Origin of the sequence: Rahnella ecdela, assembly GCF_019049625.1 — a bacterium.
Taxonomy (GTDB): domain Bacteria; phylum Pseudomonadota; class Gammaproteobacteria; order Enterobacterales; family Enterobacteriaceae; genus Rahnella; species Rahnella ecdela.
In genome coordinates this window covers 26,491-49,302 of sequence record NZ_JAFMOY010000124.1, presented here as the reverse complement: position 1 = coordinate 49,302, position 22,812 = coordinate 26,491, and the positions used below count along the sequence as shown (strand labels likewise).

The following is a 22,812-nucleotide window of genomic DNA, read 5'->3' as shown; positions in this document are numbered from 1 at the left end:
GAATGAACGGTTCGAGACCAGAGGCTCGAAGCCTGAAATGAGGGAATCGCGCAGCGATGACATTTTGCGCCACTCACTGATGCACCAGAATATGTCCGTCGTGCCTGCGGAAGCGCGCAGTGAAAAGACGGGAGAGATCCAAGAGAGGCCGTCCTGGCCTCTTTTGGGCGGTTTCGGCGCGAAAGACCGAGTGATAACCGCAATTGAGAAACCGAAATAATCTCGATCAAACCTTAGCGGTCAGCGAAAAGCGAGATTAAACAGCGCCCAGTTTATAAGCATCTTCTCCCCATCTCACCATCCCCTCCAGCAACTGCTTCAGCAACTCCTGGAGTTCAGCCGCCTTATCAGGCGCAAAGGCGAACGGCTCGATCTCCTCCATGTAATTTACCTGTGCGAGCTCAAGCTGAACGGCGTGAATATCCCTGTCCGGCTGGCCGTAAGCACGTGTGATATAGCCGCCTTTAAAACGGCCATTCAGCACATGGCTGAAGCGGGTTTGTTGCTGGCAGGTTCGTTCGAGAATTTCACTCAGCGCCGGTGAGCAGCTTACGCCGCTGTTGGTGCCGAGGTTTAAATCCGGCAACTGACCCTCAAAAAGACGTGGGATAACAGAAGCAATGGAGTGCGCATCAAACAGCAATGCATAGCCAAATTCCTGCTTCATGCGTGCCAGTTCGGCCTGAATTTTCTGATGATACGGCTGCCAGATTTGATCAAGATACAGCTGGCGTTGTGCATCAGTCGGGGTCATTCCCGGTTTAAAGGTATCGCGTCCGTCAAATAACGTCTCGGGATACAGGCCGGTTGTCGCGGTGGTATACAGCGGTTTATCGTCGGATGGCCGGTTCAGGTCGATAACAAAACGCGAATACTGACCGACCAGAATACTGGCACCGATAGCCCGCGCAAAATCGTACAACTGCGGAATATGCCAGTCGGTGTCGGAAAGCGGCAGCGCGGCATCACTCAGGCCGCTGGCGACTTCCGGCGTCAGGTGTGTGCCGGCATGGGGAATACTGATTAACAGGGGCGCAGTGCCGGAGATAAACTGGTAAGGCTCGGCGATAACAGTGTCGGTAGACGGGCTCATAAACGAAACTCTCCTCGGACTTCTCCACGAAAGACAACGGTGCAGGGCAACTGACCGCCCAGCCAGTAAACCAGTTCAGCAGGACGCGAGAGCGGCCAGTGAATGAAATCAGCGACTTTACCTGTTTCCAGCGAGCCATGCGTTGTCTGTAAACCCAGTGCACGTGCACCGTGGCAGGTGATCCCGGCCAGCGCTTCTTCCGGCGTCAGGCGGAACAATGTGCAACCCATGTTCAGCATCAGACGAAGGGAAAGCGCCGGAGATGTGCCGGGATTGGCATCACTGGCCAGCGCCATCGGCACGCAATATTTGCGAAACTCATCAACAGGCGGGCATTGCGTCTCGCGCAGTAAATAATAGGCGCCGGGCAGTAAAACAGCGACGGTGCCGCTCGCGGCCATGACCTGTGCATCTTCTGCAGTAGCGTATTCGAGATGATCGGCAGATAACGCGCGGTGCCGCGCTGCCAGAGCGCTGCCATGCAGGGATGAAAGTTGCTCGGCGTGTAATTTCACCGGCAGGCCCAGGGCTTGTGCAGCGATAAACACCCGCTCAACCTGTGCCGGTGAGAAGGCAAGGTGTTCACAAAACGCATCGACGGCATCAGCCAGATGTTCACTGGCAACCACCGGCAGCAATGTTTCGCAGATGAGATCAATATAGTCATCAGCACGCCCTTTGAATTCCGGCGGCAGGGCATGGGCGGCCAGACAGGTGGATTTCACCTCGACCGGCAACATAACGCCCAGACGGCGGATCACCCGCAGCATTTTGAGTTCACTTTCTACGCTCAGCCCGTAACCGGATTTAATCTCAACGCAGGTCACGCCTTCGGCCAGCAGGGGCTCCAAACGAAACAGCGCCTGCGCCAGCAGTTCATCTTCAGTGGCTTCGCGGGTGGCGTTGACAGTGGATAAAATTCCGCCACCGGCAGCCGCAATCTCGGCATAACTTACACCATTTAGCCGTTGTTCAAATTCCGCACTGCGATCGCCGCCGAACACCAGGTGCGTGTGACAATCCACGAAACCCGGCGTGATGATACCACCCTCAAATTCATGCACTTTTGCACCAGGAAAATCCGGGCAGCTGGCCACAGTGCCGGTCCAGACGATTTTGCCGCCGGTGACCGCAATCGCGCCATTTTCAATCAGGTTGTAATGTCCGTCCTGCATGGTGACCAGCGTGGCACCACGCCACACACTGTCGCAGTCGTGAGGCGGTTCGGAAGAAAACTGTGGGGAGAGGGCTACCGACATGACAGACTCCAGGCTGAATTCATCTTGTATAGACAACTAAAGTCAACCTAACGCATAACCTGCAAACCGGCAAGGCAGCCAGCGATAGTTTTTTCTTATTACGAGACGTCTTCCAAAATTAGAACGAAGAGATAGCGGCTGTCCAAAGCCGCTATTAAGGTGTGCCGGGATCAGCCGTGGCTGGTGAAACGTCCGAATAACTGATAGCGGGAACCCGGATAAATCAGGCGCGCAGACGTGACCACGCGACTGCCGCTCCAGGTACGTCGATGGATCAGGAGGCAAGGCTCATGCTCGTTAAGCTGCAACAATTCACGCTGCTCATCGCTGGCGCTGACCGCTTCAACGCGATGTTCACCGGCCGTCAGCGGGGCAATTTCCATCAGATAAGTATAAGGCGTCTGCTTATTGAGTACCTGTTGCAGATAGTCAGGTGCGGTTTCGGGATTCACAAACCGGTCTTCGATTTGTACCGGCACGTTGTTTTCGTAATGCACAATTTGCGAATAAAACAGCAGGGCACCGGTAGAAATTCCCAGCTGAAGCGCCTGTTCGGCATCTGCCAGACGGGCTTCGCACACCAGAATTTTGCTGTCATGCCGGTGCCCGCGCTGCGCGATTTCATCAGCAATGTTATGCACTTCCAGCATCGGGGTATAAGCCTTGGCCTCGGCAACAAAAGTACCGACTCCCTGCATGCGGATCAAAAAACCTTCGCTGGTCAGCTCGCGCAGGGCGCGGTTGATGGTCATACGGCTGACGCCAAGCTCGTTCACCAGTTCGCTTTCAGAAGGCACGCGCTGGTGCGGTTTCCAGACTCCGGCACGGATCTGGCTGATGATCGCCTGTTTCACGCGCTGATAAATCGGCGCAGGCGTATCACTCATGGCTCCTGCCAGTTCGGACAAAGTCTGCTGGGATACCCCCTGTTGCGCGGCACCAGGCTGCGAAAGTGGTGTGGGCTCCGACATGTCTTTTATTTCACTCAACATTTACCTCACTCAACTTTAGCCTCACTCGATAAGTATCCGGGCATATTGTGAAAGTGTTTCAGTCTGCCCGTTAGTTTCCCCCAGAGGAAATTAAACGGAAAGGGCGTGACGGAAAACTAATTTTATAAAAAAAGGATTGTTGCAAGTTTACAGCGCAATCAGGCATATGTATATGTATAGACAAGTCGCTTAAAAGTTTCGCAATTGTTTCTTAAAAATTGCGTTTATGTTTTTTCTTGCTGACCAGGAACGCTGTTATGCCTGCTTATTTTGCTACACGCGCCTTACTCGCCCACGGCTGGGCACACAACGTGCGTCTGGACGTCGATGTTACCGGAATTCTCTCTGCTGTGACGCCAGACAGTGATCCGCAAGGCTGTTTGCCTTTAAACGGCCCGGTGGTACCGGGAATGCCGAATCTGCATTCTCATGCGTTTCAGCGGGTGATGGCCGGGCTTGCCGAAGTGGCGGGCAACCCGCAGGACAGTTTCTGGACATGGCGTGACCTGATGTATCGCATGGTGCAACGTCTGACGCCTGAGCAGGTCGGGGTGATCGCCCGCCAGCTGTACATAGAAATGCTCAAGGGCGGTTATACGCAGGTGGCTGAGTTCCATTATCTGCACAACGATATCAGCGGACAACCTTACGCCGACCGCGGTGAAATGACCGCGCATCTTAGCCACGCCGCCGCGCAGACCGGCATCGGGCTGACGATGTTGCCGGTACTTTACAGTTATGCCGGATTTGGCGCTCAGCCCGCACAGGCAGGACAAAAACGTTTCCTGCAAGATGCCGACAGTTACCTGCAACAGCAGGAGATTATTCGTAAACAGCTCTCCGGTAATCAGCTGCAAAACCAGGGGCTGTGTTTCCATTCCCTTCGCGCCGTCACGCTTGAGCAAATGCAGCAGGTGCTGGCAGCCGGTGATAAAAACCTGCCGGTCCATATTCATATCGCTGAACAGCAAAAAGAAGTGAATGACTGTCTTGGCTGGAGCGGCCAGCGCCCGATAAGCTGGCTTTATGACAATCTGGATATTGATGCGCGCTGGTGTCTTATCCACGCCACGCACGCCGATCGTTTTGAACTGGCGAGTATGGCAAACAGCGGCGCGGTAGCAGGACTTTGTCCGACCACGGAAGCCAATCTTGGCGACGGGATTTTCCCCGGCGTGGATTATCTGACGCACGCGGGTCGCTGGGGCATTGGTTCAGACAGCCACGTTTCGCTCAATGTAGTGGAGGAACTGCGCTGGTTTGAATACGGCCAGCGTTTGCGTGACCAGCGCCGAAACCGCCTGACAACATCTGCACAAAACTCGGTGGGCGACGTGTTGTACACCCAGGCATTGCAGGGCGGTGCGCAGGCCTGCGGCGCAGCCATCGGCCAGCTTACGGCAGGCTATCGTGCTGACTGGCTGGTGCTTGACGGCAACAGCCCCTATCTGGCCGCTGCAAAAGACAGTGAACTGCTGAACCGCTGGTTATTTGCCGGTCATGCCGGACAAATCCGTGACGTTTATGTCGGGGGTGTCGCACGTATTACTGACGGACAGCATGAGCAACAACAGGCCGCAGCTGCGGACTTTCTGAACCTGCTGAATCAGCTGGGTGAGGACGTCGCATGACGAACTGGCAGCACTTCACCTTGGGTACTTTGCCGGTCAGCCCGTGGCGCAACGGTGGCGGCGAAACCCGCGAAATCATTAGCTATCCGCCGGGTAAGAGTGATTTTGACTGGCGTATCAGTATTGCCACTATCGCACAGGATGGCCCGTTTTCGGCATTTCCGGGCATCGACCGTTCTATCACATTGCTCAGTGGCGATGGCGTGCATTTACAGGCATTACCTGACATCGACCATGCACTCACTGCCATCGGCGCGCCTTTTTCTTTCAGTGGTGATATCGCGCTCAGCGCCCGTCTGGCGGGCGGAGTAACGACAGATTTCAACGTAATGACCCGCCGAACGGCCTGCGCAGCACGTGTAATCCCTGTCAGGGAAAGCCAGCAGATCAGTCATGAAAAGGGCGGCGCGATTTATGTTATCCGCGGTGAGTGGCAATTGCCTGACGGAGTGGTGATTGGCGCGGGCGAGGGGTTTGTCTGGTCAGCGCCATATGCGGAAAAAAAACACGCCCAACATTGCACAGTGAAGGCAAATCATCCCGATGGTCTTCTGCTGTGGGCTGCGGTGACGCAGCAATAATACCGCCGGAGCCCTGCGCTAAAACGGAGCAGGGACCGCACTGATTTGAATCACCAGAAGGCAAAAAACGGAGAGTAACAGGCGCACAGTATTGGAAAACCGCCGCTGCCGGAACTGGCATAAAGCTTGCTTTGATATCGTTGACTGACTTGTATAGACAAGAATATACAGTGTCGTAATCAGTAGCGTAATTTGCCTGCGGCAGCTGACTGCAACAGGCATTCCCCGAGACAGGTACTTTGGCAGGAGTGGCAGATGAGCAAGATGATTTCCAGGGCTGTACTGAAACGTTCGATGTCTTTGTTAGGGTTTGCGGTAGCGCTGGGCAGTGTGACTGTCAGCGTGGCACAAGCGGCTGAAACGCCGGTGGCTATAGGTATCTCAGGGTGGACCGGTTTTGCGCCGCTGACGCTGGCAGATAAAGCCGGCATCTTTAAAAAGAACGGTCTTGAAGTCACTCTGAAAATGGTTCCGCAGCAGTCGCGTCATCTGGCGATTGCTTCCGGTTCATTGCAGTGCGCGGCGACGACGGTGGAAACGTATCTGACCTGGAACGCCAGCGGCGTGCCTATCAAACAAATCGTCCAGCTGGATAAGTCTTACGGCGCTGACGGTATCGCCGTGCGCAGCGGGATCAACAAAATTACCGACCTGAAAGGCAAGACCATCAGCGTCGATGCGCCGGGTACGTCATCTTATTTCCTGCTGGCGTGGATACTGGATAAAAACGGCATGACGATGAAAGACGTCAAGCTGGCGACATTAGGCCCTGACGCGGCGGCACATGCTTTTATTGCCGGTCAGAACGATGCAGCTGTGACTTACGAACCCTATCTTTCCAACATCCGTCAGAGCCCGGATAAGGGCAAGATCCTGGCGACCACGCTGGAATACCCGATGGTGATGGACACCCTTGGCTGTACGCCAGACTGGCTGGATAAAAATCCAAAAGCCGCACAGGCGCTGGTTAACAGCTACTTTGAAGCGCTGGATATGATTAAGAAAGAGCCGGACAAAGCCAATGAAATCATGGGCGCAGCGGTGAAAGAAACCGGTAAACAGTTTGCCGAAGAATCCAGTTATCTGCGCTGGCAGGATCGCGATGCTAACAAGAAATTCTTCAGCGGCGAAATCGTCACGTTCACTAACGAAGCCGCCCGTTTGCTGACTGAGATGAAAATTCTGCGCAAAACGCCAGACATCAACAGCCTGTATGACGCGAAATACGTGAAATAGCCATGAAGGACCGCGATATGAACAGTCCTGTCAGTCAGGCCGCCGACCAGCACGTAAATGCGCAGTCAGTCTTACGCGAGCCGGCACCGTTGCCGGCCAGCAAAAAAGTCTGGCATAACCCGATGATGGTGCCATTGCGGCCGGTCGCATCCCGCCGCCGCTGGTTCCTCGGGTTCTGTTTCTTTGTTCTGTTCTTTGCAGTATGGGCGCTGGTGACGTTTACCGGTCTGGTGTCGCCGACATTCCTTGCCAGTCCGGCCAGCATGTTGCAGGAAGGCATTTTACTGTTTACCGATTTCGATTTTACCACCGACATCGGCATGACCGTGATGCGGGTGCTGGGCGGCTTTATTCTGGCCTGCGCCATTGCTGTACCGCTGGGTATTCTGATGGGTTCGTACAAACTGATCGAAGCCTTTTTCGAGCCGTTTGTGTCATTTTGCCGTTATCTGCCTGCCTCGGCGTTTGTGCCGTTGCTGATCCTGTGGGCCGGTATCGGAGAAATGCAGAAAATACTGGTGATTTTCATCGGTTCTTTCTTCCAGATAACGCTGATGGTGGCGGTGACCGTCGGCGCAGCGCGGCGCGACCTGGTGGAGGCGGCTTACACACTGGGCGCTACCAACCAAAGCGTGGTACGCAGGGTGATTATTCCCGGTGCTGCGCCGGAAATCGCCGAACTGCTGCGCCTGGTGCTCGGCTGGGCGTGGACTTACGTGATTGTGGCGGAACTCATCGGTTCATCGAGCGGCATCGGGCATATGATCGTCAACAGTCAGGCGCTGCTTAATACCGGGCAGATGATCTTCGGCATTATCGTGATCGGTTGCATCGGTTTGCTTTCCGATCTGTTGTTTAAAGCGGCCAACCGTCGCCTGTTTGTATGGAGTTCACTGTGATGAGCTATCCGAAACTGAGTGTCCGGCAGGTTGAACGCATTTTTACCGGTCCGAAAGGTGAGAAAACTCAGGCGTTATTACCGGTGGATTATCAGGTTAACGAAAACGATTTTATTACCATTCTCGGGCCTTCCGGCTGCGGTAAATCCACGCTTCTGCGCATAGTGGCGGGGCTGGATCAGCCGACGTACGGGGAAGTGTGGCTGGATGGGGAACGGGTCGACGGGCCGGGGGCCGATCGCGGCATGGTGTTTCAGAGCTATACGCTGTTTCCGTGGCTGACCGTCGAACAGAACATTCGTTTTGGTTTGCAGGAACGCGGCGTCAGTAAAGCGGCGCAAAAAGAGCGCAGCGACTATTTTATTAATAAAGTCGGCCTGCGCGGTTTTGAGCAGCACTTTCCACGCCAGCTTTCAGGCGGAATGCAGCAACGTACGGCCATCGCCCGTGCGCTGGCCAACGACCCGAAAATCCTGCTGATGGATGAACCTTTCGGTGCGCTGGATAACCAGACCCGCGTGATGATGCAGGAACTGCTGCTGACGATTTGGGAATCCTCCCGCAAGACCGTGCTGTTCGTGACGCACGATATTGACGAAGCGATTTTCATGGCCAATAAAGTGGCAATTTTCAGTGCGCGGCCGGGGCGGATTAAAACGGAAGTCGCCGTTGATTTCCCGCATCCGCGTGATTACACCCTGAAGACGTCGCCGGAATTTATGGCGCTGAAAGCGCGGGTGACAGAAGAAATTCGTACCGAAACGTTGCAGACGATGGATCACTAATTTCATCCCTGCGACCTGATTTTAACGTTTTAGCGTTGAGCATTGCATAAATACCCGGCGGGCTGAGTCCTTAGCCGGGTTTACTTCAAGTTTCACTTGTCTATACAGGAATAGATTATGGCTTCTTCATCCACTGAATTTACCCTTTGCCGTCTGCAACCGGGTCACGTTGACTTGCCGATGCTGCGCAAGATTTATCAGGGCAATGTGCGCCTTGAACTGGCTGAGGAGGCGCGTGCAGGCGTGCTGGCATCGCAGGAGACAGTCACCCGCATTGTTGAATCGGGCAAAGTGGTATACGGAATTAACACCGGTTTCGGCAAGCTGGCACAAACCCGTATTCCGGCTGAGCGACTGGCGGAACTGCAACGCAATCTGGTGCTGTCGCACAGCGTGGGTATCGGCAAGGATCTGGCGGACAACGTTGTGCGTCTGGTGATGGCGACCAAAGTGCTGAGCCTGTCACGCGGCCATTCCGGTATCCGCATTGAAGTGATTGATGCGCTGATTACCTTGTTTAACGCCGGTGTTTATCCGTGCATTCCTGAAAAAGGCTCTGTGGGTGCTTCCGGTGATTTAGCGCCGCTGGCGCATCTTTCCCTGATGCTGATTGGCGAGGGTCAGGTGACAGCGAAAGGTGAAAAAATGTCAGCCACTGAGGGGCTCACCATCGCCGGACTGAAGCCTTTCGAGCTGGGGCCGAAAGAGGGGCTGGCGCTGCTTAACGGTACACAGGTTTCTACCTCACTGGCATTGTCCGGCCTGTTCGAAGCCGAGCGCGTGTTCTCCGCCGGACTGGTGGCAGGCGCGTTGTCGCTGGAAGCGATTAAAGGTTCGGTTAAACCACTGGACTCACGTATTCATGAAGCACGCGGGCAGACAGGGCAAATCAGCGTTGCGGCGGCACTGTCCACATTGCTGGCTGGCAGTGACATTGTCACGTCTCATGCGGATTGTGGCCGAGTTCAGGATCCGTATTCCATCCGCTGCGTGCCGCAGGTGATGGGTGCCTGCCTGGATAATCTGCATCATGCCGCGCGAATCCTGCGAATTGAAGCTAATGCCGCTTCCGATAATCCGCTGGTCTTTTCCGAAAATGGTGATGTGATTTCCGGCGGCAACTTCCACGCTGAGCCGGTCGCGTTTGCCGCTGACATCATTGCGCTGGCAATCGCTGAGATCGGTGCAATATCCGAACGTCGTATGGCGCTGTTACTCGATACCGGACTTTCCGGTCTGCCACCTTTCCTGGTCAACGACGGCGGGGTGAATTCCGGCTTTATGATTGCGCAGGTGACGGCCGCCGCTCTGGCATCTGAAAACAAATCACTGGCGCATCCGGGCAGCGTTGACAGCCTGCCAACCTCGGCGAATCAGGAAGATCACGTTTCTATGGCGACCTACGCTGCCCGCCGTCTGGGCGACATGTGTTTTAACACCAGCGTCGTGGTGGGGATTGAGGCGATGGCTGCCGCACAGGGGATCGACTTCCACCGTCCGCTGCAAAGCTCGGCCACGCTGGAAAATGAGATGAAAGCCATCCGCAAAAAAGTGGCATTTCTTGAGAAAGACCGCCTTATGGCGCCGGACGTGGAAATGATGCGTCTCTGGGCTTCCCGTGAACACTGGCCGGCAGCGATTGAAGCGCTGTTGCCAAGCTTTGCCTGAAACTAATTCTCAATCCGAATTTGAATTAAAGAGGAAACGACAATGAACGCTCCACAAACAACGGCTGTTGCCCGTGTTGTCCGCGCTCCGCAGGGCACTGAACTGAGCTGTCAGAACTGGCTGATTGAAGCGGCTTACCGCATGATACAGAACAACCTTGATCCAGATGTCGCTGAGCGCCCGGAAGATCTGGTGGTATACGGCGGAATAGGTAAAGCGGCGCGTAACTGGCCAGCCTTTGAAGCCATTCTTGAAAGCCTGCGTAAGCTGCGTGAAGACGAAACGCTGCTGGTACAGTCCGGCAAACCGGTTGGCGTTTTTCGTACCCACACCGATGCGCCGCGGGTGCTTATCGCCAATTCCAATCTGGTGCCGCACTGGGCCAACTGGGATCACTTCCACGAACTCGATAAAGCCGGTCTCATGATGTATGGCCAGATGACCGCCGGTTCCTGGATTTACATTGGTGCGCAGGGCATCGTGCAGGGCACTTATGAAACCTTCGCCGAAGCCGGTCGTCAACATTATGACAGCAACCTGCGCGGCAAATGGATCCTCACCGCCGGACTGGGCGGGATGGGCGGGGCGCAACCACTGGCGGGCGTGCTGGCCGGTGCCTGCGTGCTGGCGATTGAATGTCAGGAGTCGCGCATTGATTTCCGTCTGCGCACCCGTTATCTCGATTTTAAAGCGCACAGCATTGATGAAGCGCTGACGATGATCGAAAAAGCCTGTGCCGAGAAGAAAGCGATTTCTGTCGGTCTGCTGGGCAATGCCGCTGAAATCATGCCGCAACTGGTGGCGAGAGCTAAAGAAGGCGGCCTGCGCCCTGATATCGTGACCGACCAGACTTCCGCTCATGACCCGCTGAACGGCTATCTGCCGGAAGGCTGGAGCCTGCAAAAATGGCAGGATGCGCGTCAGTCAGACCCGCAATCGGTAGTGAAAGCCGCGCGTGCTTCGATGGCAAAACATGTTCAGGCCATGCTCGATTTCCATGCGATGGGTATTCCGACCGTGGATTACGGTAACAATATCCGTCAGGTCGCTAAAGATGAAGGTGTGACCAATGCCTTTGATTTCCCGGGTTTTGTTCCTGCTTATATACGTCCGCTGTTCTGCGAGGGCAAAGGTCCGTTCCGCTGGGTGGCACTTTCTGGCGATCCTGAAGATATCTATAAAACCGACGCCAAACTGAAAGAGCTGTTCCCGGACAACGCCAATCTTATCAACTGGCTGGATATGGCTCGTGAGCGTATTGCCTTCCAGGGACTCCCGGCGCGTATCTGCTGGCTTGGGCTGGGCGAGCGCCACATTGCCGGTCTGGCATTCAATGAAATGGTGCGCAACGGTGAGCTGAAAGCGCCGGTGGTAATAGGCCGAGACCATCTGGACACCGGCTCGGTGGCTTCACCAAACCGTGAAACCGAATCCATGAAAGACGGCTCCGATGCGGTTTCCGACTGGCCGCTGCTGAACGCTTTGCTTAATACCGCGGGCGGCGCAACGTGGGTCAGCCTGCATCACGGCGGCGGCGTAGGCATGGGCTTCTCGCAACATGCGGGTATGGTTATTGTGGCCGACGGTACTAAAGAAGCGGCTGCCCGTCTTGAACGCGTGCTGTGGAACGACCCGGCTACCGGCGTAATGCGTCATGCGGATGCGGGTTATCAGCAGGCGCAGGAGTGCGCGGAACGCAATCATTTGAATTTGCCGATGCTCTGAAAATCATGCTGCTAAGTGATTAATTCATCACTCAAATAAATTGAAAAACCTCACGGGCAGTGGCGCAGACCGTTGCCCGTTTTGTTTCTAAATCATTCGGAAATTGCTGCAAAAAGTGGCGGAAAACGTCGCTGTTTTACGGCATATTCAAAAGCTTATTCACTGCACGGGGTGCGTAATGGCTTCAGATTTAGCAGTTCCTGATACAGCGTTTGATCACCAGCAACAGCTTTTGAAAAATCTGGCGAGACCGGCGGCACGCTCACTGGGCGTGTACAACGCAGGATTGTCAGCGGAGGTCGTACAGCAAAAATACGGTATTGCCCGTATCGCTAAACTGGCCAGTAATGAGAATCCGCTTGGGGCCAGCCCGCAGGTCGTGGCGGCGTTAGAAGCCGATGCGCAATTGTGTGCAATTTACTCCGACGCCTCAAGTGCCGCTCTGCGCAAGGCGCTGGCGCAGGATACCGGCGTCGATGCCGGTAATATCATTATCGGCAACGGATCCGAAGATATTCTGCATATGCTGGCACTGGCATTTCTCAGCCCCGGCGATCGCGTGGTTACGCTGATCCCGTCATTTGGCCTGCATGAAATATTCCCACGCATGATGGGCGCAGACGTCACGATGGTGGGCGTCAATGCGCAGCAGCAATTCGATGTTGAAGCCTGGGAAACTGCGCTTACCACGCCGGCCAAAATGGTGATTTTCAGCAATCCTTCTAATCCGGTGGGCTGCATGCTTAACCGCGAAGGATTTGCGCGCATTATTGATGCCGCACCGCAAGACTGCGTGCTGGTGATTGATGAAGCCTATTTCGAATATTGCGAAACGGATGCGGACTATCCCGACAGCCTGAGGGTGCTGGCTGAGCAGTCGCGACCATGGATTGTATTACGTACTTTCTCGAAAGCTTATGGTCTGGCGGGTTTGCGGGTCGGCTACGGTCTGGCAAGCCATCCGGAGCTGGTCAGTTTACTGGACCGCGTGCGCACGCCTTTCAACATCAACCGGTCAGCACAGGTAGCGGCAGTGGCGGCGTTGCAGGATAAGCAGCACGTTCGCGACAGCATTGCGCTGGTCACCAGAGAACGTGAAATCATGCAAGCAGACCTCTCTGCGCTCGGTTTCCATGTTGCGCCTTCATACGCTAATTTTTTGTTCTTCGACTGCGGCCGGCCCGCTACCGAACTGGCCGCAGAGCTGCTGACGTGTGGCGTGATTATCAAACCCTGGCGGGAAACGGGTTATGAACAGTGGGTCCGCGTGTCCATCGGCAATGAGCAGGATAACCGTCAGTTTATCGACAGCCTGAAGCGCATTCTGGCGGAGGACGGGGCGTGAAGCGTGCAGTGCTGAATATTGACGACCTACGTCAGCAGGCGAAAAGCATATTGCCGCGTTTTGCCTTCAGCTATGTGGAAGGCGGGACAGATGACGAACAGACGCTGAAAGATAACCGCGAGGTATTTGCCCGCTGGCGGTTTATCCCGCCGGTACTGAACGATTCCAGCCAGCGCGACTTGTCTGTCACGCTTTGCGGTCAGCGGCTTTCTGCACCATTGCTGATCGCACCGACCGGTTATAACGGCATGCTGTGTTTCGGCGCGGATGCAATGCTGGCCCGTACGGCAAAACGCGCCGGAATCGGTTATATCCAGAGCACGGTATCGACGGCATCTATCGAAGAGATTGCTGCACAACAGCTACCCCATCACTGGTTTCAGCTGTATGTCCTGAAAGACAGCACGGTCACGACCAGCCTGCTGGAACGCGCGAAAGCCGCCGGTTGCACCACGCTGGTGGTGTCGGTGGATGCGGTGCATTTCGGCAACCGCGAAAAAGATAAACGTAATTACCGCCGTCCTATGAAGCTATCGCTTGCCAGTATGATAGACGTGGCGCTGCATCCGGGCTGGATATGGCGGACGTTAAAACCGGCGGGAATGCCCGGTTTCGGTAATCTCAAACCCTATGTTCCGGCGGACAAGCAGCGAGGCGCGGGCGGGGCGAGTTATTTCTCAGAGCAGATGGATACCCGGCTGGACTGGGAAACGCTGAGCTGGATCCGCAGCCAGTGGCAGGGTGCGCTGCTGATTAAAGGCATTCTGGCGCCGGAAGATGCGCAGCGGGCTTTTGAAACCGGTGCCGACGGCGTTGTGTTGTCCAATCACGGTGGCCGTCAGCTGGATGGTTCTGTCAGCGCGATGGAAGTGCTACCAGAAATCCGTCAGCTGTGCGGCCCGCAGGCCACAATCCTGATCGACAGTGGTTTTCGCCGTGGAACGGATGTGGTGAAAGCGCTGGCACTGGGGGCGAATGCAGTTCTGCTGGGGCGGCCAATGTTGTATGGCGTTGCCGCTGCCGGTGAAGCGGGCGCACAACGCGCACTGGAGATCATCTTGCAGGAAGTGGACCGCACGATAGCGCAGCTCGGCTGCACGTCGGTTGGTCAGCTGGGCCCGCATTTGTTGCGTCCGCAGCGCTAAGAATACAGTTATTTGTTCATATAAACGCATCCGGAGAATCAGTTATGCAGGCACAGAACATTATTTCCCCGGCGCAAATTCTGCGCGGCCCCGGCGTTATTTCTAAGCTTGGTGATATTTGCGCTTTAATGGGTACGCGAGCGCTGGTGATTGGCGGTCATCGCGGCCTGAGCGCGGCGGGAGATAAAATCCGGCATCAGCTGGAATCCTCAGCGGTCGAGCTGGTGGGCAGCGAGTGGTTTGGTGGCGAAAGCAGTGAGGCGAATATCAGCCGTCTGGCGAAAATCGTGAAAGAGAAAAAGGCAGATATCATCATCGGCGTCGGTGGCGGGAAATCGCTGGATACCTGCAAAGCCGTCGGTGTGGAAACTAGCGTGCCCGTCGTGACGGTACCGACTATCGCTGCTACCTGCGCGGCGGTGACGCCGCTGACCATCCGTTATCACGACGACGGTCATTTCCGTGATTTATTCCCGCTGCCACAGGCACCGGCGGCGGTGATTATCGACAGCGAGATCCTTGCTACCGCTCCGTTACGGTGGCTGGCAGCCGGGCTCGGCGATACGCTGGCGAAATGGTATGAGTTTCGCGCCATTAGCGGGCATCACGGTCAGCTGAGCGGCGTCGCGCGTTCTTCCAGCGCTAACAGCCGGATTTGTTATGACCTGATTGAATCTTACGGCCCCGCAGCCTGCGATGCCGTCCGCGCCGGTAAACCGAATGCCGAACTGGACCAGGTGCTCGACGCGATTTTCATGTTTGCCGGTCTGACATCGCTGATGAGCAGCGGGGCGCACGCCGCCGCGTCTCACGCTATCTATGAGGGTTTTACGGTCTGCGATAAAACCCGTGAATTTGGCCACGGCCTGTTGGTCGGCTTCGGAAATCTGTGTCTTCTGGCGCTGGAAAACCGCAGCGACGAAGAACTCCTCGAAGCCATCAAACTGGCAAAAGCCTGCGCCGTTCCGTTGCGGTTGAGTGAAATTGCTAAGCTTACGACCGATGAACTGGACAGCATTGTGCAGGCGTCATTGCATGCACCGGATATGGCGAATATGCCGGGGGTGGTGACGGCACAAGCGTTATATGCGGCAATTTCTCGGGTGGAGGAGATGGCGGAACGGGGTTAATGCCATTTGGAAATGGCGGAAACTTTCTTTTCAACTTCAACTTCAACTTCAACTTCAAGGGCGTGGGCGTCGGCCCACACCGACTTGGGGGGCGTCCTATCGCCGCCACCCCCCAAGACCCCCCGGGCTCTTTCACTGCATGCTCCGCTCGCTGGCTATGTTTCAGCCACCATTGCGACAGGCTGGAAATCTTGCCGCTTCGCGGTGCCTTCATTTCGGGATTGCAGCCTAAGGTCTGCAACCTCTCACTCAGCAAGCTTTCTGAACCGCCCGCAGCTTTTTAAAAGATAAAGAAAGTAAGGTTGTGAAGTATTAGCCGGAGGCCGGTTCCAAAATTTCGCCGGAGGAGAGGCGCAAAACCGCGCGTCTTTTTGCGCGGGTTGAAGCCCGAACGAAGGGCACCGCGCAGCGGCGGCATTTTGCGGCTGTCACAACGGCTGATGAAACATAGCCAGCGAGCGAAGCGTGCAGTTAAAAAAACGCAGGATTCCAAAGGGTTTCGTTTAAAACCCTTTGGGCCAGTGTGGGCGGCGAGCCCACGGTGTTGACCTTAGGGTGGCCATTCCCGTCAGCGTGCAACGCAAATCGTCTGAATCATACGAGCCCCCCAAGCCACCCGCTGAACTCATCCGTGTCTTCCACCGGTTCACTCCCCAGCATCACTGCAATTGCCAGCCCGAGAGCAGAACTGGTTGGGGTATGGCCGCTGAAACCGCCTGCGCGCAAATCGAGAACCAGCGTCGGGCAGCAGAACATTGCGAGGCGGAAAATCCGCTGCCAGTGCGGCGGCAGCCAGCCACGGCGGGCGAGTTGGGCCAGTAACGGCTGCCAGTATTCTTCGCCTTTATCACGCAAAAATGCCGCACGCAGCGGGGTTAACTGCCAGTTGTGATCAACGAAAAGCGTATCGCCACGGCGCATGACGGTCACTTTGTACAGTTCGCTGCAGCGCGACGGCTCGTACAGCCACAGCGGATGGGCAAAAATGTTGTGGAAGGTGGCTTTGATCTCCGCCAACAGTGCAGGAATATTGCGACCGGCAAAGGCAGGGTCAAAACTCACCAACTGCGGGATTTCCTGATGGGTGTCGTACCAGACGTTGGCGTTGTGTGCGTCACCGTGAGCGGTGATCACCCCGTGATCGGCCAGTGCCGCGGGTGCCAGACGAATACCGGCTTCGGCAAATAATTGGCGCAGACTGTGCTGATACGCCACGCCGTTGATCACCCAGCGCAGGTTGCTCAGCGTTTGCCATTCCAGTTCTTCGTCTTCCAGCCGGAAGGTTTTACCGACATAAAACCGTGCAACGCGGCCACCGAAACCGGCGGTGATCTGCGGATCATCCGGTGATATCAGGCGGTGATGAAACAGCTGATGGATGGGCTCAGCGGCAACCGCGCTCACCGTTGCGGCTTTCAGCGTCGGCAGGGTGTGCGTCAGAATATCCCTGTCGGCCCGGCGCTGGGTTTCTTCAATTTCTTCTTCCTTATCCCACGCCTGTTGCTGCTCAATGTCGCGACAAATGTCCGCCATCCGCCGGTCGTGGCGCAGGGTATACATCAGGATCTGACGTCCCGGTTCGCCGCAGGCGTAGACCGGCACGTCTACGCGGAATCCGCTTTCCCGCAGCAGTTCGGCGTTGTAGTACTCCTCGATGGTTTTGTCTTCGCCTTCCTCATTGTGATATTTGAAAAACAGGGCGCGCCCGTCGTCGAGCGTGACCGTGCCGTTGAGGGAGTTAAGGCTGTACTGGTCGCGGTTGATGGTCAGCGAACCGGCCGCTACGCCAGTTACTTCGCTGATGAGCTGACGTAAAGCGTCAGCCGCCTGCTGCCATTCCCCTGCCTGCACTAACTGGCGCGCCAGCGCGGCCAGTGGTTCACTGCCCGTCATGTTGCTCATCGTTATTGGCCTTTTTTGTTGAGGAGCTCAGTACGTAATGGCGATACCGCCAGTGCGTGGCCGGGGAATCCTTCGTAAAGGGCGAATGCGTGCGCTTTGTCAGCCAGCGGCTGATAGCCTTCACGGGTGACATAACCGACTGAAATGCGTTTCATATAGTCGAAAACGGACAGCGGTCCGACGGTTTTGGCTGCGCCGTTAGTCGGGAGTACCGCGTTCGGCCCGAGAACGAAGTTGCCGAGCGTGATGGGTGTGTAATTCCCCAAAAGAATTTCTCCGGCATTACGGATTTTGCCCATCACGGCCATCGGTTCTTCGGCCAGAATTTCCAGATGTTCCGGCGCGTAGTGATTAACGAATTCAACCGCCGCGATGAAGTCTTCAGTCAGCACTACGCCGCCGTGGGTTCCGCACAAGACAGCCTGCGAGAAACCGGCACGTTTTTCACCGATTTGTGCCCAGTACCCCGGCAGCGCGGCGATGGCTTCTTCAGCCACACGACGGCTGCTGGTAACCAGATAAGCCGAGGAATCCGGGCCATGCTCTGATTCGATGATCAGATCCAGCGCTGCCAGCGCGCCGTCCACGCTGTCATCGGCGAGGATCAGGCTTTCGCTCGGCCCCGCCGGAATGCCGGGATCGATAAGATTAGATAACTGACGTTTAGCCGCCACTACCCACGGGCTGCCGGGGCCGACAATTTTCAGGCATTTGGGCACGGTCTCAGTGCCAAATGCGACCGCCGCCACGCCCTGTGCGCCGCCGCATTTATACACTTCGGTGATGCCGACCAGACGCGCAGCCACCAGCGTCGCGTCATCCACTTTGCCGTCGGGGCCGGGCGGCGTGATCACGATGGCCCGTTTCACTCCCGCGACCACGGCCGGGATGGTGGTCATCAGCAATACACTCGGAAATGACCCTTTGCCGCGCGGCACGTAACAGGCTACCGAATCGATGGGCACATGGCGGTCACCGGCGTAGGCACCGGGGCGGATTTCTTTCATCCACATGTCTTCCGGTTTCTGTGCTTCGTGAAACGCACGGACGTTTTCAACCGCAAAGCGGATCGATTCCACCACCTGCGGATCCAGCCGCTCGAACGCCGTGGCGAATTCGGCATCTTCCGCCATGATGCTCATTTCCGGCGTGGTGACGCCGTCTAACTCCTGTGCGAAACGCAGCAGGGCGGCGTCGCCTTCTGTGCGCACTGCTTCAATAATCGGCGCGACGCGTTCGATGAAAAATGACAAATCGGCTTCAGTGCGTTTGAACAGTTCTGATGGCAGTTCGGATGTGCCGCTCAGATCATGAAAAGTCACGGCTTGAAAAGATTCAGACATGGTAAATCTCCGGTTATCAGGCCAGCGCAGCGCGGGGATGTCCGCTGCGAATTGTATGCAGAACCTGGCGTTGCAGGTCAGTGAATTCAGGGCTGGCAGTCAGTTCTTCACGACGCGGACGCGGCAGCGGTACGTTGAAAGTAGCCTGTATCGTGCCGGGGCCCATCACCACAATGCGGTCAGAAAGATAAACCGCCTCTTCGATATCGTGAGTAACGAACATAACGGTCAGCCGGTGCTGTTCCCAGATACCGGTCAGCAGTTCCTGCATCTGGTGGCGGGTCATGGCGTCGAGTGCGCCAAAGGGTTCATCCATCAGCAGAATTTTCGGGCGATAGGAAAGGGCGCGGGCAATGGCGACGCGCTGTTTCATCCCGCCGGAAAGCTCGGAAGGCCAGGCGTCGGCAAACTGCGTCAGCTGCACCAGTTCGAGATGCTGGCTGGCTTTTTCGCGGCACTCCGCACGACTGAAACCGGCGGCTTTCAGCGCAAACTCAATATTCTGACGGGCAGTCAGCCACGGCAACAGAGTGTACGACTGAAACACCACGCCACGGTCGATGCCCGCGCCGCGAATGGTTTTGCCATCCACCTGCACATCGCCGCTGTCGTAATCTTCCAGACCGGCAGCAATCGACAGCAATGTACTTTTTCCGCAGCCGGAGGTGCCGACGATGGACACAAATTCGTTATCGGCCAGCGTCAGGCTGATATCGTGCAACACTTCGCGCGTCTCTTTACCCACCTGAAAACTTTTATGCAGGTGAGAAATGGTTAATACCGACATCAGGATCGCCTCTTGTTGTAGCGGAACAGGACGCGCTCGAGGGCACGCATGATCTGATCACTGATTAAGCCCAGAACGCCCAGCAGCAGGATGTAACCGATGATGGTATCGGTCTGGAAGAACCGCTGCGAAACCACAATGCGGTAACCGAGACCGGACGTTGAGGCCACCAGTTCAGCCAGCACCAGCCAGGTCCAGGCCCAGCCGAGGCTGATACGCAGGGCGTCCCAGATCCCCGGCATTGCACCCGGTAAAACAATGCGAAAGAGAATTTTACGATCCGGCATACCCAGTGTCCGGCCTAATCCGACGAAATCCACCGGCACGCGTTTCACGGCGTCGATCACCATTAATACCTGCTGGAAGAAGGTGCCTATCCAGATAATCAGGAATTTCTGCACGTCGTCGGTACCGGTCCACAAAATGGTCAGCGGCACGAACGCCACCACCGGCATATAACGGATGAAATCCACCAGCGGTTCGGTCAGCGCTTTGAAAAATCCGTAACAGCCTGCCAGCACGCCAATCACAATCGACATCACCGAAGAAATGGCGAAAGCAATGCTGATGCGGTACAGGCTGCTTTTGATGTCGCTCCACAAAGTACCGTCCTGCGCCAGACTGACCATTTTCAGCCAGACATCGGTCAGTTTCGGCAAAAAGATCGGCGCAATAGCGCCGCTGCGGGTCGCCATTCCCCAGGCCAGAAACAAGATTACGAACAGGGCAACCGCAATACCGACGAACACTTTGCGCGTCGGCAGGCGGCCAATCACCATCAGATTGAGCGGTTTACGACGCGAACTCATGGCAGGCTGTTCACGAAGCTGGCATCAATGACTTCAGCGGCAGTGACGGGGTTGGGGATAAGCCCGGCAGCGGTGGCGGCTTTCAGCACATGGGCAAACGTCTGGTCAGAGAATGAGTGACTGAGCACCTGTTTGTTTTCGGCCAGCGAGTAGTATTTCACGCCGTCAAAAGCGGACTCCAGATCGGCAGGCGTAGCACCCACTGCTTTGGCGATAAGGGCGCGATCTGCGGCGGTATTGGCCTGATAGTGGGTGAGTGCTGCATCCCAGCTTTTGATCAGCGCCGCGATTTGCCCCGGTTTTTCTTTCAGTACGGAATCACGTACCACCAGCACGTCGCCAATCAGGCCGGGATCAGAAGAACCGCTGTAGAGCATTTTCAGTGACGGATCCTGCTTTTTGGCGGCAGATATGTAGGGCTCGTAGGTCACGGCGGCAGTCACGCGTTTGGCGATCAGCGCGCTGCCCGCAGAGTCAGCAGGCATCGGCACCGGTGTGATATCGCTCCATTTCAGGCCTGCGGCGTTGACAGCGCTGTGCAGCAAAATGTCGCTGGTGGTGCCTTCTTCAAAGGCCACCTGTTTGCCTTTCAGATCTTTAAGCGTCGTGATGTCTTTGCCGACCAGCAGGGCGTCGGCAGTTTCACTTTGATCGAGCAGCAACACGACTTTGATCGGTAATCCGGCAGAAACCATCGCCATAGCGGTATGCGTCGCGATGTTGGCACCGTCTATCTGACCGCTGGCCAGCGCGGCGTTGATATCTTTATCTTCAGCGAAGTTAATGATGTCGACTTTTTCCAGTCCCTGCTGTTTAAAAATGCCCTGACTTTGCGCGACGTGCCACTGACCATAACCGAGCCAGGGTTCGATGCCCATTTTGAACGTGCCCGCTTCCGGTGCAGCAGCACAGGCGCCCAGGCTGAAAGTGCCAAGTACGCCGAGACAACAGGCCAGTGCCAGTTTGCTTTTGAAAAAGGCCGTAACAGACTGAGAAGGTGACATAATTTCCTCGCTTGGTGTGGGAAGAGAAAAAGACGGCTAATAAAAATCCTAATGTGCAACCCTGTATAGACAAGCTGATCAAGCAATTACTACGCCACAGTTGAAATTACGGAAGGAATTCAGGCAGGGCCTTGATGTTATACATTTTTAGATATTTGATGAGAAGAACGTTAACGAACTTATAATTAAAAGTGATGACCTGCACCACAATATGACTTTCCCTGCTCTGCAAAGGGGCTGCTGCGGGCAGGTTTGGAAACTGCGGGTGACCGGAAACAGAAATTTTAGGATACGGTCATCCTCAATGGTGAAATGACTTGTTCGTCTTTGTAAGCTGGTGTCAAATCAGGTTATTCATGTCCGGACGGGCAAACCGTTAAACAAAGGAAATACCCATGACTGAACCCCTTCGCGTTGGCCTGGTGGGTTATGGCTTCGCCAGTAAAACCTTTCATTCTCCGTTGATCGACGGCACGCCCGGTCTGGAACTTGCAGTGGTTTCCAGCAGCGATGCCGGTAAAGTTCACGCCGACTGGCCGAACGTCGCGGTGGTGGATTCGCCTGAAAAGCTGTTTGCGGATGCCTCAATCGATCTGGTAGTGATCCCGACGCCCAATACCACGCATTTTCCGCTGGCGAAGCTGGCGCTGGAAGCCGGTAAGCACGTGATCGTGGATAAGCCTTTTACGGTGACGCTGAGCGAAGCCCGCGAGCTGGATGCGCTGGCGCGTGAAAAAGGCAAAGTGCTGTCGGTGTTCCATAACCGCCGCTGGGATTCTGATTTTCTTACGGTCAAAGCGCTGATTGATGAGGGTGCGCTGGGTGATATCGTTTATTTCGAATCCCATTACGACCGCTACAAACCGCAGGTTCAGCAGCGCTGGCGGGAAAGTGAAGCGCCGGGCAGCGGTATCTGGTTCGATTTAGGCTCGCACCTGCTGGATCAGGCGTTACAGTTATTCGGATTGCCTGAAACATTGCAGGCCGATCTGGCCGTGCTGCGTCCCGGCGGGAAAGCGGTGGATTATTTTAACGCCGTGCTGACATATCCGCGCCGCCGCGTGGTGTTGCACAGCACCGTTTATGCAGTGGCGGAAACTGCCCGTTTTATCGTGCAGGGCGAAAAGGGCAGTTACGTGAAATTCGGCCTGGATCCGCAGGAAGACCGTCTGAAAGCGGGCGAACGTCTGCCACAGGCTGACTGGGGTTATGACATGCGTGACGGCGTGATCACCTTGAGTCATGACGGCGTGCTGGCCGAGAAATCATTGCTGACTATTCCGGGCAACTATCCGGCCTATTATGCAGGTGTGCGCGATGCGATTAACGGTCAGGGCGAAAATCCTGTTCCGGTTGCGGACGCTATCTGCGTGATGGAAATGATCGAACTGGGGATGCAATCCTCAGAACAACAGGTGACGCTGAAAGTCATTAAGAACTAACAAGTCGTCTGCGTTTATGGAGTGCCACTGTGGTGA

At 55.7% G+C, this 22,812-nt stretch carries 19 protein-coding genes; 11 read left to right on the top strand and 8 right to left on the bottom strand.

What is annotated here, in order from left to right; all coding sequences use genetic code 11:
- Window positions 1-256: 256 nt before the first annotated feature.
- The 3 genes from hutG to hutC form a co-directional block, all read right to left on the bottom strand.
- Window positions 257-1,093 (bottom strand): N-formylglutamate deformylase, encoded by an 837-nt coding sequence (hutG, locus tag J1784_RS11110; RefSeq protein WP_217149256.1) that lies wholly within the window; start codon window positions 1,091-1,093, stop codon window positions 257-259.
- Window positions 1,090-2,352 carry an imidazolonepropionase gene (hutI, locus tag J1784_RS11105; RefSeq protein WP_217149255.1) on the bottom strand — a complete coding sequence of 421 codons (1,263 nt, stop codon included), beginning with the start codon at window positions 2,350-2,352 and terminating at the stop codon, window positions 1,090-1,092. The genes hutG and hutI overlap by 4 nt, the downstream gene beginning before the upstream one ends.
- Before the next feature lie 170 nt (window positions 2,353-2,522).
- The gene (gene hutC / locus J1784_RS11100) at window positions 2,523-3,323 is read right to left on the bottom strand and encodes a histidine utilization repressor (protein WP_217149254.1); all 801 of its coding nucleotides are present in this window, start codon (window positions 3,321-3,323) and stop codon (window positions 2,523-2,525) included.
- Window positions 3,324-3,601: 278 nt separating this feature from the next.
- Here hutC and J1784_RS11095 point away from each other — a divergent pair, with 278 nt between their 5' ends.
- From J1784_RS11095 to J1784_RS11050, 10 genes are all read left to right on the top strand, one after another.
- On the top strand, window positions 3,602-4,975 hold the full coding sequence (locus J1784_RS11095) for a formimidoylglutamate deiminase (protein ID WP_217149253.1): 1,374 nt from the start codon (window positions 3,602-3,604) through the stop codon (window positions 4,973-4,975).
- Window positions 4,972-5,556, top strand: coding sequence for a HutD/Ves family protein (locus tag J1784_RS11090; protein WP_217149252.1), 585 nt, complete (start codon window positions 4,972-4,974; stop codon window positions 5,554-5,556). Before J1784_RS11095 ends, J1784_RS11090 begins: the two co-directional genes overlap by 4 nt.
- Before the next feature lie 255 nt (window positions 5,557-5,811).
- Complete coding sequence (locus tag J1784_RS11085; RefSeq protein ID WP_217149251.1) at window positions 5,812-6,792, top strand: ABC transporter substrate-binding protein; 981 nt, start codon at window positions 5,812-5,814, stop codon at window positions 6,790-6,792.
- Window positions 6,793-6,809: 17 nt separating this feature from the next.
- Window positions 6,810-7,691, top strand: a complete 882-nt coding sequence (locus tag J1784_RS11080; RefSeq protein WP_217149250.1) for an ABC transporter permease — start codon at window positions 6,810-6,812, stop codon at window positions 7,689-7,691.
- Entirely contained in the window at window positions 7,691-8,476 is a 786-nt protein-coding gene (locus tag J1784_RS11075; protein WP_217149249.1) for an ABC transporter ATP-binding protein, read from the top strand. Before J1784_RS11080 ends, J1784_RS11075 begins: the two co-directional genes overlap by 1 nt.
- A 117-nt stretch (window positions 8,477-8,593) precedes the next feature.
- Entirely contained in the window at window positions 8,594-10,144 is a 1,551-nt protein-coding gene (hutH, locus tag J1784_RS11070; protein WP_217149248.1) for a histidine ammonia-lyase, read from the top strand.
- A 42-nt stretch (window positions 10,145-10,186) separates the two neighbouring features.
- Complete coding sequence (gene hutU / locus J1784_RS11065; RefSeq protein WP_217149247.1) at window positions 10,187-11,869, top strand: urocanate hydratase; 1,683 nt, start codon at window positions 10,187-10,189, stop codon at window positions 11,867-11,869.
- 178 nt (window positions 11,870-12,047) lie between these two features.
- Entirely contained in the window at window positions 12,048-13,214 is a 1,167-nt protein-coding gene (gene hisC, locus J1784_RS11060; protein ID WP_217149246.1) for a histidinol-phosphate transaminase, read from the top strand.
- Entirely contained in the window at window positions 13,211-14,359 is a 1,149-nt protein-coding gene (locus J1784_RS11055) for an alpha-hydroxy acid oxidase (protein WP_217149245.1), read from the top strand. The genes hisC and J1784_RS11055 overlap by 4 nt, the downstream gene beginning before the upstream one ends.
- 44 nt (window positions 14,360-14,403) lie before the next feature.
- Window positions 14,404-15,489, top strand: a complete 1,086-nt coding sequence (locus J1784_RS11050; protein ID WP_217149244.1) for an iron-containing alcohol dehydrogenase family protein — start codon at window positions 14,404-14,406, stop codon at window positions 15,487-15,489.
- A 594-nt stretch (window positions 15,490-16,083) separates the two neighbouring features.
- Here J1784_RS11050 and J1784_RS11045 read toward each other — a convergent pair.
- Genes J1784_RS11045 through J1784_RS11025 form a run of 5 tightly spaced genes read right to left on the bottom strand, consistent with a single transcriptional unit; the run spans window position 16,084 to window position 21,334 of the window.
- Complete coding sequence (locus tag J1784_RS11045) at window positions 16,084-17,391, bottom strand: hypothetical protein (protein WP_217149243.1); 1,308 nt, start codon at window positions 17,389-17,391, stop codon at window positions 16,084-16,086.
- A 2-nt stretch (window positions 17,392-17,393) separates the two neighbouring features.
- Window positions 17,394-18,734, bottom strand: coding sequence for a histidinol dehydrogenase (gene hisD / locus J1784_RS11040; RefSeq protein ID WP_217149242.1), 1,341 nt, complete (start codon window positions 18,732-18,734; stop codon window positions 17,394-17,396).
- A 16-nt stretch (window positions 18,735-18,750) separates the two neighbouring features.
- Entirely contained in the window at window positions 18,751-19,521 is a 771-nt protein-coding gene (locus J1784_RS11035) for an ABC transporter ATP-binding protein (RefSeq protein WP_217149241.1), read from the bottom strand.
- Window positions 19,521-20,330 carry an ABC transporter permease gene (locus tag J1784_RS11030; protein ID WP_217149240.1) on the bottom strand — a complete coding sequence of 270 codons (810 nt, stop codon included), beginning with the start codon at window positions 20,328-20,330 and terminating at the stop codon, window positions 19,521-19,523. The genes J1784_RS11035 and J1784_RS11030 overlap by 1 nt, the downstream gene beginning before the upstream one ends.
- Window positions 20,327-21,334, bottom strand: a complete 1,008-nt coding sequence (locus J1784_RS11025; RefSeq protein ID WP_217149239.1) for an ABC transporter substrate-binding protein — start codon at window positions 21,332-21,334, stop codon at window positions 20,327-20,329. Before J1784_RS11025 ends, J1784_RS11030 begins: the two co-directional genes overlap by 4 nt.
- A 395-nt stretch (window positions 21,335-21,729) precedes the next feature.
- Here J1784_RS11025 and J1784_RS11020 point away from each other — a divergent pair, with 395 nt between their 5' ends.
- Window positions 21,730-22,776, top strand: a complete 1,047-nt coding sequence (locus tag J1784_RS11020) for an oxidoreductase (RefSeq protein ID WP_217149238.1) — start codon at window positions 21,730-21,732, stop codon at window positions 22,774-22,776.
- Window positions 22,777-22,812: the final 36 nt, after the last annotated feature.

What these genes read in the sequence shown, in the direction of transcription:
- J1784_RS11020 (WP_217149238.1), top strand. Translation starts at nt 21,730, where the DNA reads ATGACTGAACCCCTTCGCGTTGGCCTGGTGGGTTATGGCTTCGCCAGT.
- hutI (WP_217149255.1), bottom strand. Translation starts at nt 2,352, where the DNA reads ATGTCGGTAGCCCTCTCCCCACAGTTTTCTTCCGAACCGCCTCACGAC.
- hisC (WP_217149246.1), top strand. Translation starts at nt 12,048, where the DNA reads ATGGCTTCAGATTTAGCAGTTCCTGATACAGCGTTTGATCACCAGCAA.
- J1784_RS11095 (WP_217149253.1), top strand. Translation starts at nt 3,602, where the DNA reads ATGCCTGCTTATTTTGCTACACGCGCCTTACTCGCCCACGGCTGGGCA.
- J1784_RS11025 (WP_217149239.1), bottom strand. Translation starts at nt 21,334, where the DNA reads ATGTCACCTTCTCAGTCTGTTACGGCCTTTTTCAAAAGCAAACTGGCA.
- hutU (WP_217149247.1), top strand. Translation starts at nt 10,187, where the DNA reads ATGAACGCTCCACAAACAACGGCTGTTGCCCGTGTTGTCCGCGCTCCG.
- J1784_RS11080 (WP_217149250.1), top strand. Translation starts at nt 6,810, where the DNA reads ATGAACAGTCCTGTCAGTCAGGCCGCCGACCAGCACGTAAATGCGCAG.
- J1784_RS11045 (WP_217149243.1), bottom strand. Translation starts at nt 17,391, where the DNA reads ATGAGCAACATGACGGGCAGTGAACCACTGGCCGCGCTGGCGCGCCAG.
- J1784_RS11050 (WP_217149244.1), top strand. Translation starts at nt 14,404, where the DNA reads ATGCAGGCACAGAACATTATTTCCCCGGCGCAAATTCTGCGCGGCCCC.
- hutC (WP_217149254.1), bottom strand. Translation starts at nt 3,323, where the DNA reads ATGTCGGAGCCCACACCACTTTCGCAGCCTGGTGCCGCGCAACAGGGG.
- J1784_RS11090 (WP_217149252.1), top strand. Translation starts at nt 4,972, where the DNA reads ATGACGAACTGGCAGCACTTCACCTTGGGTACTTTGCCGGTCAGCCCG.
- J1784_RS11075 (WP_217149249.1), top strand. Translation starts at nt 7,691, where the DNA reads ATGAGCTATCCGAAACTGAGTGTCCGGCAGGTTGAACGCATTTTTACC.
- hutG (WP_217149256.1), bottom strand. Translation starts at nt 1,093, where the DNA reads ATGAGCCCGTCTACCGACACTGTTATCGCCGAGCCTTACCAGTTTATC.
- hutH (WP_217149248.1), top strand. Translation starts at nt 8,594, where the DNA reads ATGGCTTCTTCATCCACTGAATTTACCCTTTGCCGTCTGCAACCGGGT.
- J1784_RS11035 (WP_217149241.1), bottom strand. Translation starts at nt 19,521, where the DNA reads ATGTCGGTATTAACCATTTCTCACCTGCATAAAAGTTTTCAGGTGGGT.
- J1784_RS11085 (WP_217149251.1), top strand. Translation starts at nt 5,812, where the DNA reads ATGAGCAAGATGATTTCCAGGGCTGTACTGAAACGTTCGATGTCTTTG.
- J1784_RS11030 (WP_217149240.1), bottom strand. Translation starts at nt 20,330, where the DNA reads ATGAGTTCGCGTCGTAAACCGCTCAATCTGATGGTGATTGGCCGCCTG.
- hisD (WP_217149242.1), bottom strand. Translation starts at nt 18,734, where the DNA reads ATGTCTGAATCTTTTCAAGCCGTGACTTTTCATGATCTGAGCGGCACA.